Below are 18,414 nucleotides of genomic sequence, written 5' to 3'. Positions count from 1 at the left end.
ATAAGTTAGAGGCAGTTATGACCAGAATCGTCGTCGTTGGTAACGGAATGGTAGGACACCATTTCATTGATCAATTAGTTCAAAGCGAAAAAGACTTCAAAATCACTACGTTTTGTGAAGAATCCAAATTAGCATACGATCGTGTGCAACTTTCCGCTGTTTTTTCAGGTAAAACCGAAGATGATCTCATGATGACGTCTGAAGCTTATTACCAAGAAAATAACGTTGAATACTTCATCAATGAAAAAGTGATCAGCATTGATCGTGCGAATAAAACCGTGACTACCGATAAAGGTCAGACATTAGGTTATGACAAATTGGTTCTAGCAACTGGCTCATATCCATTTGTACCACCAGTGCCAGGGCATGAAAAAGAACATTGTCATGTTTATCGTACCTTTGAAGATTTAGCTAAAATTCGCGCATCAGCAGCGGACAGTAAATCAGGTGTGGTAATTGGTGGTGGCTTATTAGGTTTGGAGGCGGCAAACGCAGTTAAAAACTTAGGCGTTGATACCCATGTAGTTGAATTTGCTCCTCGTTTGATGGCTGTGCAGCTTGATGAAGGCGGCGGAAACTTATTACGCAGCAAAATCGAAGCATTAGGCGTGCAAGTTCATACTGGTAAAAATACTCAAGAAATTGCAGACGGAACCACTTCTCGTTATACATTAAAGTTTGCTGATGGCGAAACGTTAGATACGGATATGTTAGTGTTTTCAGCAGGTATTCGCCCGCAAGATGAATTAGCTAGACTGGCTGATATTGAAATTGGTCCACGTGGCGGGATTACTATTAACAATCAGTGCCAAACTTCTGATCAAGACATTTACGCAATTGGTGAATGTGCACTTTGGGATGGCAAAATATTTGGTTTAGTAGCACCTGGATACTCAATGAGTAAAGTCGCAGCTGCAAATATCCAAGAAGAAACAGCAGCCTTTGAAGGCGCTGATATGAGTACTAAATTAAAACTATTGGGCATAGATGTATGTTCAATTGGTGATGCGCATGCCCAATCTGAAGGCGCTAAATCCTACACATTAAATAATGAAGGCGATGGCGTTTACAAAAAAATCGTCACAAATGAAGCGGGTGATAAATTAATCGGCGCAGTCTTAGTTGGTGAATCTGAAGATTACGGAACTTGGTTACAGCTTTGTTTAAATGAAACAAAATTACCCTGTTCTGCAAGTCAGTTATTAGTGCCAAGTAATGGCGCAGTAATGGAGTTTGATGTGCCAGATACGGCTGTCATTTGTTCGTGTTATGACGTGACTAAAGGTGACATCGTAGCTGCCGTTCAAGGTGGCGCTGCAACCATGGGTGATATTAAATCAGGCACTCAAGCCTCTACAGGTTGTGGTGGTTGTGCTGCATTGGTTTTAGAGACCATGAACAAAGAGCTTATGAATTTGGGTGTGGAAGTCAGCACTGATATTTGTCAGCATTTTAAATATTCTCGTCAAGAATTGGCCGACATCGTTCGTGTTAAAGAAATCAAGACATTCAAAGAGTTATTGCATTCACACGGTGACGGACATGGTTGTGAAATCTGTCGTCCTGCAGTGGGTTCAATCTTAGCGTCATTTTGGAATGAATACATTCTTGCTGAAGATCATATCGGTCTTCAAGAAACAAACGATGTGTTCTTGGGTAACATCCAAAAAGACGGCACGTACTCTGTTGTTCCTCGTATTCCAGGTGGTGAATTAACTCCGGACCAATTGATTGTTTTGGGTCAGGTTGGTAAAGAATATAACTTGTACACAAAAATCACAGGCGGTCAGCGTGTTGATTTCTTTGGTGCACAATTACACGAATTACCACCGATCTGGAAAAAACTAATCGATGCTGGGTTCGAAACTGGACACGCATACGGTAAGTCATTACGTACAGTTAAATCATGTGTAGGTTCGACATGGTGTCGTTACGGTGTATTAGATTCAGTAGGCTTTGCCATTGAATTAGAAGACCGTTACAAAGGCATGCGTACCCCTCATAAAGTAAAAATGGCTGTATCTGGATGTACACGTGAATGTGCGGAAGCGCAATCTAAAGATGTGGGTGTCATAGCAACTGAAACTGGTTGGGCATTATATGTGTGTGGTAATGGTGGTATGAAACCAAGACATGCAGATTTATTAGCAACAGGTTTAACGAATGAAGAGCTAATCACACTGGTTGACCGTTTCTACATGTTCTACATTCGTACAGCTGATCGTCTACAGCGTACATCTAAATGGATGGATGCGATGGAAGGCGGTTTAGATTACTTAAAAGAAGTGATCATCGAAGACAAACTGGGTATCTGTGCTGAGTTAGAATCCGACATGCAACGTAATATTGATAACTATCAGTGTGAGTGGAAAACAACATTAGAAACACCTAAAGCATTAGCGCGTTTCTCTCACTTTGTTAACTCAACTGAATCAGACCCTGCTGTATCATTTGAGTTGGAGCGTGGACAAATTAAGCCTGCTGAATTAATTCCAGCAGTCAATGTAAAAACTGAAGACCCGGTGGAGGCATAATCATGAACTGGACTAAAGTATGTAAACTAGACATGATGTACGCAGATGCTGGAGTATGTGTGCAAGGTAACAACGGCGAGCAAATCGCAGTATTTTTAGAAGGCGCAAGTAACGAATTATTTGCCGTTTCTAACCACTGTCCATTTGCTAAAGCAAACGTATTGTCCCGTGGTTTAATGGCTGAATTGTCAGGTAAATTAACCATAACTTCACCCATTTATAAGCAACATTATGATTTGAAAACCGGTGAATGCTTAGAAGATGAAACCGTTAAAATTAAAACATATCCAGTACGTGAAGTTGAAGGTGTGGTTGAAGTTGCGCTTTAATCTTTAAATCAAAGTAAAATAAATCCTCAATTGATTATTCAATTGGGGATTTTTTTTATTTGTTGAAAACTCTTAAGCTGTTATCCTAAAAATTAATCTATATAAAAAGGGTAAAAATGTTAACAACGTTTCGTGTGATTAGTGTGTTTGAGGGGGGTTCCTATTAATTGATCTTAAGTGTCACATTCGGTGTTTTAAGTTGTGAGTATGTTTCTGTTTTAGGTATGACCCATGGCGCATTATTTAGTTTGTAAATGGTCTTTTCATTAATAGTATTGGGGCAGAAAAAATGGTCGGTAATGAAATGGTTAACTATATTGGTAGCCTCTATTATTCCTTTTGCGTTTATGCCTTTGGAGTTATATTTTAGTGTTGTATTTTAGAGTTGTATTTTAGTGTTGTATTTTAGAGTTGTATTTTAGAGTCATATTTAAAAAAAATTATCATTCTGGTCACGAAGTTTAATGTTAATAGGAATTCCAATGCGTCTTTATATTTGTTTAGTATGTTTATTATTCAGTTTTTCAAAAAATGCAAGTGCTGCTGTCATCTTGCAATACCATCATGTCAGTGAAACGACTCCAAGCAGTACCAGTATTTCTCCGACATTATTTGAACAGCATTTGGATTATTTGGTTCAAAATAAATTTGAAGTGGTTTCTTTAAATAAGATTATTCAAACGATAAAAAAAGGGTTGCCCGTTAGTGATAATTGGGTGGCAATCACATTTGATGATGGTTATAAAAATGTCCTGACTAACGCTCATGAAAAGTTAGTTGCTAGAGGTTTTGCTTACACGATTTTTGTGAATCCAGGTTTAATTGATATCAGAGCAAGTGGTCACTTATCTTGGGAGCAGCTAAATAGTATGGCAAAAGATAATGTAGAAATAAGCAATCATAGTTGGGATCACTTGCATATGGTCAGACAATTAGAAAATGAGTCGCCTACCCAGTGGAAAGAAAGATTAAAACAAAATATATTGATGGCAGAAGCCCGTATTAAAGAAATGACAGGTCAAAATAATCAAGTGTTGGTCTACCCTTATGGTGAGTTTAATTCTGAAATCCAAAAACTATTAACTGAGTTAGATTTTATTGGTGTAGGTCAGCATTCAGGTGCTGTAGATGAGTTTACAAATTTAACACGAATCCCACGTTTTCCAGCAAATGGTATTTATGCAAAATTAGAAACATTAAAAACAAAATTAAAAACGAAAGCGTTTGAAATAGTAAATTATCCTGATCAACCCATGATAACAATGGATTCAAATCCTGAAATAATTATAGGGCTAAATGTTAAGGATTTTAATTTGAATCAACTGGTGTGTTATTGCGGTGGTGAGGTTATGACACCTAAGTGGTTGAGTGAAAATAAATTTAAAATAAAAGCTACTCAAAAATTAAAACCCGGAAGAAATAAATATATTTGCACAGCAAGAAGTATTAAACAACCTGAATTTTATTATTGGTTTTCTCAGCCTTGGATGATTTTAAATCCCGATGGTAGTTGGTATGAAGAAGGATAAGTTTTTTAGAGTGCAGAAATATAAAATAAAATAAAATAAAATAAAATAAAAAAAAGGGTAATGAATGTTATCTATATTTTGCAACAATAATATGAGAATAGATTTTAATGGCTATTGAAATACTGATTGTTTTATTTTTTGTGGCAATGCTTGCTGGCATGATCGATACATTAGCAGGTGGTGGTGGATTATTAACGCTACCGGCATTGATGATTGCGGGGTTGCCACCCATTACAGCAATTGCTACAAATAAATTACAATCCGTAATTGGAACGGGTACATCCACACTTATGATGTTTAAAAATAAAAAAGTTGCATTTAAGGATGTGAAGCTCTTAATGTTACTTTCATTTTTTGGATCATTAATGGGGGCCATGTTAGTTTTGATTATTAATACCGATGCTCTAGAGTTTTTAATTCCTTGTATATTATTTTTAATTTTAATCTATTTTTTATTTGCTCCAAATCTTGCAAGCTTAGAAAATAAAACAACCAGTCAAAAACAAAACAGAATATATACATACATAGCGGTACCATTAATTGGAATGTATGATGGGGTTTTTGGGCCTGGAACAGGCTCTTTTTTTAGTGCTGCCACAGTAGGGCTAGCAGGGAAAAATTTAAGATCTGCCACGGCCGCAGCAAAAACCTTTAATTTTTCTACCAACTTGGCTGCACTTCTTATTTTTATTATTGCAGGCAAAACTGCATGGTTAGTTGGTATAGTAATGATGGGTGGGCAAGCATTAGGTGCATGGTTGGGATCTCATTTATTGTTTAAGATTGATGTTAAATATCTGCGAGCACTTGTCGTGTTAATGTGCGCTTTAATGTTAGCTAAATATATTTATGGCATGATCATTAATTAGTCATTTAAAATAATCAACAACTCACTTTTCACTTGTAAAAAGGGACAATATGAAAGCCTATCATGACATACCAAAAGACCCATGGTTTCAAAGTTGGAAACATAGTTTGCAGTTTGTTTCAAATACTACTGATTTTTTTGATAATCAATTATTAAAGCATGGTCAAATTTTTAGATGCCAGTTATTTGGATATGAATATGTTCGAACGAAAGATGCGGATATTACAGCCAAATTATATAAAAATAGCCAAGATTTGGTTTCCACTGCAAATGGCTGGGCGCCAGTATTTGAAGGCGTGTTTCCAAATGGGTTGTTGTTAAAAGACGGTAAACATCATTTGGTGCATCGGCGTATTATGCAACAGGCATTTAATAAAAAAGCAATGTTGGTGTATTTTGATTGCATAAAAAAATGGGCTGATGACGTTGCTGATGATCTTAAATCCAAACAAAATGTTGATTTTTTCAAATATATTAAAGATAAAACGTTAGATTTATCCTTAACGATGTTTTTAGGAATCAGCTCAAAGGATGAATTGGGTCAAGGTGTGGCTAAATCATTTGTAGCCATGGTTGCCTCAACCGTAGCAATTGTAAGAAAGCCAATGTTTAATAATTGCTACCATCGTGGCATCAAAGCTCGAGCGCATTTAATGGGTGTGTTTTTAGAATTAGTTAAGCAGCGTCGAAACAATCCAGGGGATGATTTAATCAGTTTTTTATGCACAGCAACGGATGAAGAAAATCAGGCCTATTCAGATGAGCAAATAGTTGATCATATTATTTTTACAATGATGGCTGCTCACGATACAACAGCAAGTTCACTGTCTTCATTTATGGTACAAATAACAGAGCATTCACAATGGCAACAGACACTTCATCAAGAGGCGCTTCAGTTTAGAGATCCAAATTATGAACAGTTAAATGCTATGAGTGTCGCTGAGCATGTTTATAAAGAAACCTTACGAGTGATGCCTCCAATTGTCACTGTACCAAGGGTTTTGAATACGCCAACTGATATGTTTGGATTTTCTATTCCTGCAGGGACTCGTACTGGTGTTTATATTTATGGTGCGCACCACGATCCTAAGTATTGGACAAATCCCCATATTTTTGATCCAAAACGATTTGAGCGGGGGGAAGATAAAAACCACGCTTTTTGTTATATACCCTTTGGTGGTGGGGTGCATAAATGCATAGGAATGCATTTAGGGTTAATGGAAGCGAAATTAGTAATTCAGGCCATTTTTAGTAAGTTAGAAGTTGAGCGAGTGGATCCGCAGGCGCAAATAAAATACGCCAAAGTTCCCATTTGGCATCCAAAAGGAAAGTTTGAATTACGTTTTAAATCAGTGAGTTAAAAGGAATTTAATTGCAATTTTTGAGGTGGTGCATTAATACATCACCTCAAAATATTTTTGGTTCAAATCAATAATATCCAAAACAGTAACATTGTCGTATATTTATGATCTATTCACTGTTTATTAGTCTGTTTTGATTGAGTTAAATTTATGAAATTAAAAACTGAGTTTGCGTTACCGTTATTGGATGGCGAGTCTCGCATTAAAAATGCGCCATCAGTAACGCTAGATAACGGAAAGTTGTGTATCCCCCAGCATTTTTTAACCTATCAGCACCATCATAACTCTGTGGAAAAAATCGTATTAGATATTCAATATGATGATCGATATTTAATATTCGTGTGCGATGATAATCATCAACTGTATATTCAAGTTGGGGTGATTGGTGTGGATAATTATAAATCGACAGTTGATTCTAAAAAATTAGTGTATGGTCGTAAGTGGCGAATTGAGCCTGAATTACCTACTTCTGAAATTATCCAAACCGCATTTTTGGCATTAAAAAAAGCGCGGGAACATGAAGTGAGAGAGTTGTTTCGATTTCATAAACAAGGCAAAACGACACCATTTAATACTCATCATGATTTGCCTCTAATTTCGCAAAATGCTGAGTTAATTGGGATTGATGCAAATCAAAATTTCCAAGATCTGTCAGCGATTAAACAAACTTGCCGATATATAAAGTATGATGATGCAATGTTTGAATGTATTAAAATTGACAATATTGGTGAAAAATGGATAGTTCAATTAGAAGTCATTCCAGGGATAAAAACTCAATTACCTGAGTTACAAAAAAATAAAATTACATTAATGTTGGATGTACTTTCTAAAAATGAGTTTTATCATCAATTAATGGACAGTTTAATACGATTAAGTGATAGACATGTAGATGAAAGTTTCACCTATCAAGGGGTTGCACGTTTTAGCCGAAATATGGATGTGGAAAAATTAGCAAAATTATCTAATCAAATTAGAAAATTTAATCAAAAAGAACATCAAGAATTTTCAAAAAATTTTGTAGATACTAATTATCAAGTGGACCAAAGTAGAGTTCCTAAATTAAATGACAGCCAACTATCTAAAAAAATTAGAAGCCAGCTTTCTGGTTTTGGCCAATTGGATGGCATATTGCCATAAGTCAATTCCCATTTTTTGTTTTAGCAGGTTTGCTTTTTTTAGGAGGTAGGGATAGAGCGAAATCTGAGCATTGATCAATCCAAAAGTGTAAGTCACTGTCCTTTTTAATACCTTGTGGTGAAACATAAACCATACCTTTCATGGACTTTTTGGTGAAGTCCATTTCAGATACATGGGGTTTGCTTAACGCCTCTTCATAAAAAATTGGGCCAACTCTTCCCATTAATTGATCTTTCACAATCCCACAGCACATATGATGATTTAACATGTAACAGTAGCCGCCGAACATTTTTTTAATGGTCAGTTCTGGACGGTGTTGTAAATATTCTGTTATTCGAATTGCTAATGCTTCATCATAGGCCATGGAACTTCACTTTTTTAAACTGTTTTTGATCGATTTAATCGACCTTCAATTAGTTGATCTACAACGCAAGGATCGGCTAATGTGGATGTGTCACCAAGTTGATCAAATTCATTGTCAGCTATTTTTCGCAAAATACGTCGCATGATTTTACCTGAGCGTGTTTTTGGCAGTCCTGTTGTCCATTGAATAAAATCAGCAGAAGCAAAAGGGCCAATTTCTGATCGGACCCAGTTTTTCACTTCAGCTGTCAGTGTCTCGTTAATTTCAGTTCCTGCCATAGCGCTGACGTAAACATATATACCTTGGCCTTTTATGTCATGCCCAAACCCAACCACTGCCGCTTCTGCAATACTTGGATGAGCAACTAGTGCGCTTTCAATTTCTGCAGTGCCCAGTCTGTGTCCTGAAACATTTAATACATCATCAACACGACCGGTAATCCAAAAATAACCATCCTCGTCACGTTTAGCTCCGTCACCTGTAAAGTATTTATTAGGATAGGTGCTAAAATAAGTGTCGATAAATCGTTGATGATCACCATATAAACTGCGCATTTGACCAGGCCATGATTGACTGATAACTAAATTACCTTCAGCAGCACCTTCTAATACTTTGCCTTCACTGTCTACTAATTCAGGCACGATGCCACATAATGGACGGGTTGCGCTGCCAGGTTTTAAATTTGTCGCCCCAGGAAGCGGAGCAATTAAGAAGCCGCCTGTTTCTGTTTGCCACCATGTATCCACAATAGGGCAGCAAGATTCACCAAACTCATGATAATACCAATGCCATGCTTCTGGATTAATTGGCTCTCCAACCGAACCTAAAAGTCTTAAGCTGTCACGTTTGCTGCTTTGAGTGGCGTCTTTGCCTTGGGCCATTAATAAGCGAATGGCTGTTGGGGCGGTGTATAAAATATTAATTTGATGTTTATCTACAATTTCACCCATTCGACCAATAGTTGGGTAATTTGGGACACCTTCAAACATTACTGTGGTAGCACCATTACTTAATGGGCCATATAAAATATAAGAGTGTCCAGTAATCCAACCAACATCAGCGGCACACCAATATACTTCTGCTTTTTCACCTTCTTTTATTTTATAGTCAAACACTTTTTCATGGGTGTAGCTGGCATAGGTAAGATAACCGCCAGTAGTATGTAACACCCCTTTGGGTTTGCCTGTGGATCCAGATGTATATAGTACAAATAATGGATCTTCAGCGTTCATTTCAACCGGGGTAAATTCAGTACTTTGTTGATAAACAAGGGTTTGGTAATCAATATCTATCGGTTGTTCTGGTAATGCAATTTTAGTGTGCGCCACACAAACAACGTGCCTTACTATTTCGCACCCTGCTTTTTTAAGCGCTGCGTCCACGTTTGCTTTTAAATCAATGGTTTTACCACCACGTAAACCTTGATCGGCCGTAATCACAATATCACTTTGACAGTCAATAATTCTGCCTGCTAATGCCTCAGGAGAAAATCCACCAAACACAACAGAGTGAATGGCGCCAATTCTTGTGCAGGCTAACATTGCATAGGCTGCTTCAACAATCATGGGCATATAAATGGTTACTCTATCGCCTTTTTTTACACCCAGTTTTGTTAACCCATTACTTAATTTGCAAACTTCATCGTGTAAGGTTTGATAAGAAATGTGTTTGTCATGTTTAGGGTCGTCACCTTCCCAAATAATGGCTGTCTGGTTGGCGTTATTTTTTAAATGTCGATCAATACAGTTATAGGATACATTTAAAGTGCCATCGTAAAACCATTTAATATGGCAGTCTTCTTTTTTGAAACTGACATCTTTTACTTGGCTAAATGGTTGAATCCAATCAATTCTTGAAGCTTGTTTTTGCCAAAAAAAGTCATTGTGGCTAATGGATTCTTCATATTGCTCAATATATTGCTGATTATTGGTTAATGTTTTTTGTTTAGCGGTTTCTAAAATTGGGTATATGTTTTTCATAAAATTCTTAGCCTTTCTTTCCTTTGTTTAATACTAAATCGCTCATACTTTTTAAAGAGCTAGAAACCTGTTCATAAATATTATCTTCCGTTTCATTTAGTAGTAATTGCAAAGCTTGCTCAACATGACTAATCGAATAAATATGAAATAACCCATCTTCACATGCTTGAATAACTTCGTCGCTTAACATCAAATGTTTTTCATTATCTTTAGGAATAATAACTGCTTGACCATTTAAATAACGGGACTTACATACATTAAAATACCCTTCAATTTTTGCATTAATGCCACCAACTGCTTGGACTTGTCCGTACTGATTCATTGATCCAGTGATGGCGTATTTTTGTTGTAATGGCATTTGAGCAATTGCCGAAATTAACGCGCATGATTCTGCAACTGTCGCGCTATCACCATCCACATAACCATATGATTGCTCCATTGCTAAATTTGCAGACAATGCTAACGGATAATTACGACCGTATTTCTGTCCTAAGTATCCAGATAAGATCAAGACACCTTTAGAGTGAATGGCTTGGCCTAATTCTGCTTCACGTTCAATATCGACAACACCTTGTGATCCTGCGTAAACTGTCGCTGTAATTCGAGCAGGAGAGCCAAATTGTGATTCTCCTAATTCCATAACCGTTAAACCATTTACACAGCCAATGCGTTCACCTTCAATATCAATTAAAATAGTACCTTCTTTGATTTCTTGTAAAAGTTGCTCTGATATTCTGCCAGTGCGATGTTCTGCAGCTGCCAATGCTGCGCGAATGTGTCTTCCACGAATGAATTCATCTTCTTGGCTATTACGAATAAACTCAGCTTCAGAGAGTACCTTAATTACATTAATAATTTGGCCGCTAAATTTAAATTGATGTTCAGATTCACGAAGTGAAAATTCAATTAATAATTCAAGTGCTTTACGGGTAATCGGTTTGAATTCTTTTGATTCTGCATATTGTTTGATACGTAAAATAAAGTTTTCAACGCTGGTTTCTGTTTTATCAATTGTAGAATCAAAATCCACTAACACTCTGAACAATTCAGTGAATTCCGAATCCCAATCTAATAATTGGTAATATAGCTGTCTTGTACCTATTAATATGATTTTAATATTTAACGGAATGCTTTGAGGATTTAAAGATACCGCATGATAAGAGCTGACATTTTCAAATGGGGATTCCATTTTTAACAAATTGGTTTTTAATGCCAGTTTTAAAGAATCCCATGCAAAAGGTTCTTGCAGTAATTTATCGGCATCTAAAATTAAATAACCACCATTTGCTCGATGTAACGCTCCTGAGCGTATCAACTGATAGTTAGTAAAAGGTATGCCTTGTTGGGTGTTGTATTCAATACGACCAAATAGGTTTTGGTAAGTAGGCAGCATTTCATAAATAACAGGGACACCTTCACCTGGATCATTTTGTACAATCACATTTGGTAATAAAGTAGATTTTAATTCCGTACGTCGTTCGTGTTCTGTGCTGGCTTCTGAATCTTCCGAAAATAAATCAATAATAATTTTAGGTAAGGCGTTTTTTAGCTCTCGTACATATTTTAAAACGGGGATTTGATTTTGATAATCTCGTTCTAGTTGCTTAATTAAAGGTTTGATTGCAACAGATATGGTTTCGTTGTTTAAAGCTCTTAATTGCTCAGATGAATCTCGCTTCCAAGTTGGTAACTCTAAAAGTTGTTCGTTTAAATACGCTTCTAATTCATTAATGCGTAATTGAAATTCACTGCGTAGCTCTTCGTCTAGTTGCGCAAAAGTCGTATCATCTAAAGCAACGCCTTCTACAACGGGTAATAATAAGATTGATCCGCCATCTGATACGACTGCAACATCATACTGTCCTGCTTTTTTATCTACTTCAGAAATAGCTATATCGTATTTTTGATTAAATGTTTGATCAATTGCAGTGCGTTTACGTTGGTAAGTTGGGTTTTCAAATGCGGCAGGAAAGGTGTCTTGCAATTCTTCGATAAACTCATTCATCGATTTAAGTAACTTTTGTCCCATACCCGCTGGAATGTCTAAGTAATATGGTTCGCGTGTTTCTTCAAAATGATTCACAAAACAAATGTCGGATACAGATGTTGTACTTTTTGCTTTTTGTTTCACATAACTTGACGCTAAGGACTGCCTTCCTGTACCTGGATCACCCATTACAAATAAATTATAACCAGGGGAGGTCATGCTTATCCCAAATTCTAAAGCTTCCTTCGCTCTTGGTTGTCCTAAAAAATCTGAATGGCCATCAAGCTCATTTGATGTTTCGATGTTGAGGTGTTTTAAGCTGATATTGGCTTTTAATTGGTTTGGTAAAAGTGTTTTAGCATGAGAATGAGTTGACATATTGAATCCCAAAAAAAGTGTATTTTTGCATCTTACATGGCATACAAGACAATGAGAAGGGAAGTGATGCAACAAAATACTTCTAAATACTTCAAAGTGCGACAAAGGCAGGTTTTGCAAGGTAGAGATTAAAAGAGTAAGTGTAAAAAAATGAATGTATATGTGGATTTGAGAGGCTATAAATTAAGTAGACTAAATTAAGTAGATTAAATTAAGTAGACAGGCAAGCATTTAAACTTGCCTGTCTGTACTTTGTTTTTATTTCGAGTATTTGGCCGAAATTAATGGGTTACCTATTTCTTTTAGGTATTTTTCACCAATTAATGTGCCGCCTATGGTGTTAAGATGGTTGAAGTTTCGATATAAAATGGTGCCATCTAGAGTTAAGTTGCAAAGTGAGTTTTGGCACATCACATCTTTCATATCGATGAAATTTACCTTTGGGAATCTGTTTTTAAATTCTGTAGCTAGTGGGCTTTCCCAATATTGAGTTTTTGATATTTTGGCAAAGTCATTATCAAAGAGCACAAATTTTGCACTTTTTGCTAATTTAAGCTTGTGTAAGTTTAATTTTGTAGTGCCAGGTAGTGAAATGATTACGGATATTTTTTTATTATGTTTAGAAATTTCTTCAATGGTTTGAATGAGTCTTGTGTAGTTCAGATCGTTAGGATTTGAATACAAACTCCAGTTTGCACTAATGATGATGTGTTCGTATTTTAAGGCCGCCTCTAATCGTTTGATTGCATACTCTGGATCTTTTTGTAACTTACCTTGGTTGTTAAATCTGGTAAGTATTGGGTTGCTTCCAGCGGTCGAATCATGAATTAATAGTCCTGCGTCTTTGGCAAAAACATCAATTAAAGCTGCGCTATGATTGGCAAATGAATCACCAATCAACATGCCGTCGATTTTTTCTTTTTGCACACCTAGCCAGCATTGATCGATATTTTCTATTAAAAACGCATCGTGGCATTTACGACGAACGGTGCTTGGGAAATTTATTTTTTTATCGAATTCTTCCAGTTTATTAAATCTATGTGGGAATCCTTCCATGGCGTCTATCAAAAGATACATCGTTGTAAAAACGATAAATGATGGCAGCATTATTTTTTTCATTGCGCTGGCGAAGGTAGGTAAATTTAGGTGTCTTACAGGTTGTTCGATAAAGCGCCAAGATAAATAAGCAATCACAAAAGATAGGATAATTGCTGCAATTCTAATGATTCCAGATAATTCTAGACCTAGATAGTGTACAAATGAAAATATTGGCCAATGCCATAAATACAATGAATAGGAAATTAAACCGATTCCTATTAGTGATTTATGAGAAATGACACTGTTGATGACGCCTTTTTGATTGGTGTCTTTTCCTGAAATAATTAATAAAACAGTGCCTAAACATGGCCAAAGTGCGTTAAGACCAGGAAAGGTACTTTGTTTATTGATGATAAAAGCAGGCAGTAAAATGAGTAATATCCCTGCAATGGAAATGGCGTGATTTATGTTTTGTTTTATTGAGGGTAATTTGTGATATGACACCGCTAATATTGCTCCCATCATTAATTCAAAAGCGCGAGCAGGCAATAAAAAATAAGCAGAATGTGAGTAAAAATTCGCCAAATAGATTGATAAGGCTATTAATCCGATCAAGCATGTTGCCATTATTTGAATTAAATATTGTCCTTTGGTTATTTTATTTAAAAGAATAAATAAAATTGGCCAAACAAAATAAAACTGTTCTTCAACGGCCAGTGACCAAGTATGCATTAATGGATTCAAATCGGTGTTGGCTGAAAAGTAACCTCCGGTATTTTGCCAAAGATAAAAATTGCTTGTTGTTAAATAAGAGTGAATCAAATTTCGGCTGAATCTTTCAAAATCCACAGGAAACAAAAATAAATATGCAGGGATACTGATTAAAAAAAGCAATGCAATTAAAGCAGGAGCAAGTCTTTTGATTCTTCGTAAATAAAACGTTTTAAATGAAAACTGATTTTCATTTATTTCTTTAAATATGATGATGCTAATTAAAAATCCAGAGATGACAAAAAAAACGTCAACGCCAATAAATCCGCCACTTAATGCTGTGAATTTAGCGTGGAAAAATAAAACTAACAGCACTGCAATCGACCTTAGGCCGTCAATGTCAGGACGATATGAGAAAGAATTGGACATATGAAAAATCAAATAATAAAAAACGCAGAATCATACCATAATCAATTAGCCCTTTATATGAGTGAATTGATACGATTAGTCGTTATAATTGCGTCATTTAAAGAGTAATTCTAATGCAGTATTTTTTCTTGTTTTGATTGCTTGGATTTATTTCCATTAGGCAAAATGAATTAAACTTAAAAATCCGATAATAATCAGGTATCATCGCTGATTTTTTAATTGATTGAGTAGCAAATACCCATGATGATACGCAGTAAAATCTGTGGCCTGCAAAATCCAGAAGATATTCAAATAGCAGTGAATGCTGGCGCGGATGCGTTGGGGTTTGTGTTTTATGCTAAAAGCCCACGTAATGTTGAGATGAATGTTGCAAAATCTCTCATCCGAAACGTGCCTGGCTTCGTATCAACTGTGGCGCTTGTTGTGAATGAACAAACAAGTGTGATCGATCAAATCTTAAAGCAAACCCAGGTAAATTATCTGCAATTTCATGGTGATGAATCAGGTGAAGCTTGTCGTCAGTTTGGTGTTAATTATATAAAAGCCATTAGAGTGAATGATCAAACCAATTTTGCTGCGATCCAAGAAGAGTTTTATGATGCAAAATTGTTGTTACTTGATGCCTATGTACCAGGGATTCCTGGAGGCACAGGGCAAACCTTTGATTGGTCTTTAATTGGTAATTTAGAAAAACCTTGGGCACTGGCTGGTGGGTTAACTCCAGAAAATGTCAAATACGCCATTGATCAAGTGCATCCTTTTGCAGTAGATGTCAGTGGTGGCGTAGAAAAATCAAAAGGGGTGAAAGATCCTCTTAAAATTAAACAGTTTTTACAACAAGTTAAGGCAGTCTCAAATTATGAGTGATTTTGATTATAAAAACGCACCTGACGCGAAGGGCCATTTTGGTCAGTTCGGCGGACAGTTTGCGTCTGAAACCTTAATGTATGCGTTAGATCATTTGACGCAAACGTATAATAAATTAAAAAACGATCCAGAATTTCAAAAAGAATTCGATAAGGATCTTGCGCATTATGTAGGGCGTCCATCGCCTTTATATTTTGCTGAACGCCTATCTCAAAAATGGGGCGGTGCAGATGTTTATTTAAAACGTGAGGATTTAAATCACACTGGCGCACATAAAATCAACAACACAATCGGTCAAGCGTTATTGGCAAAATATACGGGTAAACCTCGTATTATTGCTGAAACTGGTGCAGGTCAGCACGGTGTCGCATCTGCTACAGTCGCTGCTCGTTTAGGGCTTGAGTGTGTGGTGTATATGGGGGCAGATGATATTGCTCGCCAAACATTAAATGTATATCGCATGAAGCTACTAGGTGCCCAAGTCGTTGCAGTAACATCAGGTACGCGTACCTTAAAAGATGCCATGAATGAAGCGATGCGTGATTGGGTAACGAATGTTGATAATACATATTACATTATTGGAACTGCCGCAGGTCCAGCACCTTACCCAGAATTAGTGCGAGATTTTCAATCGATTATTGGGCGTGAAGCGAAACGTCAATTTGCCGATCAAGTGGGCGGATTACCCGACGCATTAGTTGCCTGTGTGGGTGGTGGTTCAAACGCAATTGGTTTGTTCCATGAGTTTTTAAACGACACTTCAGTAGAAATTTATGGTGTGGAAGCAGGTGGTCACGGTGTTGAAACTGGCGAACATGCTGCGCCTTTATCAGTGGGCCGCCCTGGTGTATTACATGGTAATCGTACGTATTTAATGGCCGACGAAGACGGTCAAATTCAAGGCACACATTCAGTATCTGCTGGTTTAGATTATCCAGGTGTAGGGCCTGAACATTCTTGGTTAAAAGATTTAGGTCGTGCTAACTATGTGGATGCAACAGACATTGAGGCATTAGATGCGTTTCGTGAATTAACTTTGGTTGAGGGTATAATGCCCGCTTTAGAATCAAGTCATGCCATTGCATACGCTAAAAAATTAGCTAAAAAAATGGGTAAAGGTAAGTCAATTATTGTGAATCTATCTGGGCGTGGTGATAAAGACATTCATACAGTTGCAGGTATTGATGGAGTAGAGGTGTAGTTATGGGACAAATTACTGGACGTATTCAACAAACCTTTGCCCGATTAAAAACTGAAGGTAAAACTGCTTTGATCCCATTTGTGACAGCAGGGGATCCAAATTTAGATGCAACATTACCTATAATGCACAGTTTAGTAAGCGCGGGTGCAGATATTATTGAATTGGGTGTCCCATTTTCTGATCCTATGGCAGATGGACCATCTATTCAATTAGCAAATGAACGCTCATTATTGAGCGGCACAACATTGATGAAAATTTTCGAGATTGTTAAAGATTTTCGAAAAACTAATAGTACGACACCCATTGTTTTAATGGGATATTTAAATCCGATTGAGTGGATGGGGTATGAGAAATTTGCCCAACTTGCCTCTCAGGCGGGTGTAGATGGTATTTTAACTGTGGATATGCCACCAGAAGAAACGGGTGGTTATTCTGAAGCATTAAAAGCCAATCAATTAGATCCTATCTTTTTACTAACACCAACCACTACCAATGAGCGCGCAAAAATAATTTGTGAAGCTTCTTCTGGTTATGTTTATTATGTGTCATTAAAAGGTGTGACGGGTTCTAAAGCATTAGATGTGCAAGAAGTAGCAGGTAAAGTGGCAAACTTAAGACAGTTTACTAGCTTGCCGATTGCGGTTGGTTTTGGTATTAAAAATGGCGAAACAGCTAAAGCAGTTGCAAAAATTAGCGATGGTGTGATCGTCGGATCGGCATTAGTTAACATTATTGCCGATAACCAAAACGCAGAAACTGCGCAAATAGGTTCCCAATTAGCTCAGCTTCTTGGTAATATGCGCGATCAAATGGATTCATAGTAGGTATTTTTATAATGAGTAGCTGGTTAGATAGAATTGTTCCATCCATTATCCGTAAATCAAGTTCAAACTCGAGTAACATCCCTGAAGGGTTGTGGAAAAAATGTTCGAGTTGTTCGGCGGTTTTATACCGTCCTGAATTAGAAAAAAACCAAGATGTATGCCCTAAGTGCCAACATCATATGGTTATTAATGCGCGCCGTCGTATAGATTTGTTTTTAGATCAAGAAGGTCGCAGTGAAATTGCTGCAAACCTTGAACCAATTGATCGTTTAAAATTTAAAGATGTTATCAAATATAAAGAACGCATTGCTAAAGCTCAGAAATTAACAGGCGAAAAAGACGCAATGATTTGTTTTGAAGGTCAAATAGAAGGCTCATCGGTTGTTGTGGCTTCATTTGATTTTACTCACCAAGGTGGTTCTATGGGGGCGGTTGTGGGTGAAAAATTCACTCGTGCTGCGACTGTTGCATTGGAAAAAAACATACCGTTTATTTGTTTTTCTACTTCTGGTGGCGCGCGCATGCAAGAAGGATTGTTTTCTTTAATGCAAATGGCGAAAACATCAGCGGTTATTGAAAAGCTAAAACAGCAAGGTACGCCTTATATTTCAGTGATGGTAGATCCTTGTTACGGTGGTGTTTCAGCATCTTTATCATTATTAGGTGATATTAATATTGCTGAACCAAATGCTCGTGTTGGTTTTGCTGGACCTCGTGTAATCGAACAAACGATTTTGGCGAAATTACCTGAAGGTTTTCAGCGCAGTGAATTTTTATTGGAGCATGGTGCGATCGATATGATTGTTCATCGTCATGATTTGACCAGTACTATTGCTCGTAATATTCGCAAATTGACGAAACAAGATGCAGCGTAATTT

General features: G+C 36.9%; 14 protein-coding genes. 10 read left to right on the top strand and 4 right to left on the bottom strand.

Features of this window, described 5'->3' with window-relative positions; translation table 11 throughout:
- Positions 1-17 precede the first annotated feature (17 nt).
- The 6 genes from nirB (at position 18) to TYM08_RS12475 (ending at position 7,758) form a co-directional block, all read left to right on the top strand.
- Positions 18-2,534: a nitrite reductase large subunit NirB gene (gene nirB, locus TYM08_RS12500; protein ID WP_422379481.1), complete on the top strand. Its 2,517-nt coding sequence runs from the start codon at positions 18-20 to the stop codon at positions 2,532-2,534.
- 2 nt (positions 2,535-2,536) lie between these two features.
- On the top strand, positions 2,537-2,863 hold the full coding sequence (gene nirD / locus TYM08_RS12495; RefSeq protein WP_422379480.1) for a nitrite reductase small subunit NirD: 327 nt from the start codon (positions 2,537-2,539) through the stop codon (positions 2,861-2,863).
- A 482-nt stretch (positions 2,864-3,345) separates the two neighbouring features.
- Positions 3,346-4,392: a polysaccharide deacetylase family protein gene (locus TYM08_RS12490; protein ID WP_422379479.1), complete on the top strand. Its 1,047-nt coding sequence runs from the start codon at positions 3,346-3,348 to the stop codon at positions 4,390-4,392.
- A 107-nt stretch (positions 4,393-4,499) separates the two neighbouring features.
- On the top strand, positions 4,500-5,261 hold the full coding sequence (locus TYM08_RS12485; RefSeq protein WP_422379478.1) for a TSUP family transporter: 762 nt from the start codon (positions 4,500-4,502) through the stop codon (positions 5,259-5,261).
- A 49-nt stretch (positions 5,262-5,310) separates the two neighbouring features.
- Positions 5,311-6,621: a cytochrome P450 gene (locus TYM08_RS12480; protein WP_422379477.1), complete on the top strand. Its 1,311-nt coding sequence runs from the start codon at positions 5,311-5,313 to the stop codon at positions 6,619-6,621.
- 150 nt (positions 6,622-6,771) lie between these two features.
- Positions 6,772-7,758 carry a hypothetical protein gene (locus TYM08_RS12475; RefSeq protein WP_422379476.1) on the top strand — a complete coding sequence of 329 codons (987 nt, stop codon included), beginning with the start codon at positions 6,772-6,774 and terminating at the stop codon, positions 7,756-7,758.
- A 1-nt stretch (position 7,759) separates the two neighbouring features.
- Here TYM08_RS12475 and TYM08_RS12470 read toward each other — a convergent pair whose 3' ends face one another.
- The 4 genes from TYM08_RS12470 to TYM08_RS12455 all read right to left on the bottom strand — a co-directional run bounded on the left by TYM08_RS12470 (position 7,760) and on the right by TYM08_RS12455 (position 14,644).
- Positions 7,760-8,122, bottom strand: a complete 363-nt coding sequence (locus TYM08_RS12470) for a TfoX/Sxy family protein (RefSeq protein WP_422379475.1) — start codon at positions 8,120-8,122, stop codon at positions 7,760-7,762.
- Between the two features lie 14 nt (positions 8,123-8,136).
- Positions 8,137-10,101, bottom strand: coding sequence for an acetate--CoA ligase (acs, locus tag TYM08_RS12465; RefSeq protein WP_422379474.1), 1,965 nt, complete (start codon positions 10,099-10,101; stop codon positions 8,137-8,139).
- Between the two features lie 7 nt (positions 10,102-10,108).
- The gene (locus TYM08_RS12460; protein WP_422379473.1) at positions 10,109-12,466 is read right to left on the bottom strand and encodes a Lon protease family protein; all 2,358 of its coding nucleotides are present in this window, start codon (positions 12,464-12,466) and stop codon (positions 10,109-10,111) included.
- Positions 12,467-12,724: 258 nt separating this feature from the next.
- Entirely contained in the window at positions 12,725-14,644 is a 1,920-nt protein-coding gene (locus TYM08_RS12455; RefSeq protein WP_422379472.1) for an acyltransferase family protein, read from the bottom strand.
- A gap of 240 nt (positions 14,645-14,884) precedes the next feature.
- Between TYM08_RS12455 and TYM08_RS12450 the strand changes: the two genes are divergently transcribed.
- Genes TYM08_RS12450 through accD form a run of 4 tightly spaced genes read left to right on the top strand, consistent with a single transcriptional unit; the run spans position 14,885 to position 18,411 of the window.
- Positions 14,885-15,511, top strand: coding sequence for a phosphoribosylanthranilate isomerase (locus TYM08_RS12450; RefSeq protein ID WP_422379471.1), 627 nt, complete (start codon positions 14,885-14,887; stop codon positions 15,509-15,511).
- Positions 15,504-16,712, top strand: coding sequence for a tryptophan synthase subunit beta (gene trpB / locus TYM08_RS12445; protein ID WP_422379470.1), 1,209 nt, complete (start codon positions 15,504-15,506; stop codon positions 16,710-16,712). Before TYM08_RS12450 ends, trpB begins: the two co-directional genes overlap by 8 nt.
- Before the next feature lie 2 nt (positions 16,713-16,714).
- A complete protein-coding gene (gene trpA / locus TYM08_RS12440; protein WP_422379469.1) occupies positions 16,715-17,533 on the top strand; it encodes a tryptophan synthase subunit alpha in 819 nt (272 codons plus the stop codon).
- A gap of 14 nt (positions 17,534-17,547) precedes the next feature.
- On the top strand, positions 17,548-18,411 hold the full coding sequence (gene accD, locus TYM08_RS12435; RefSeq protein ID WP_422379468.1) for an acetyl-CoA carboxylase, carboxyltransferase subunit beta: 864 nt from the start codon (positions 17,548-17,550) through the stop codon (positions 18,409-18,411).
- The last annotated feature ends 3 nt before the right edge of the window (positions 18,412-18,414 follow it).

The organism is Marinicellulosiphila megalodicopiae (assembly GCF_045862395.1).
In the GTDB taxonomy this organism is placed as follows: domain Bacteria; phylum Pseudomonadota; class Gammaproteobacteria; order Pseudomonadales; family Natronospirillaceae; genus Marinicellulosiphila; species Marinicellulosiphila megalodicopiae.
This window is presented reverse-complemented; position numbering and strand designations above follow the sequence as displayed.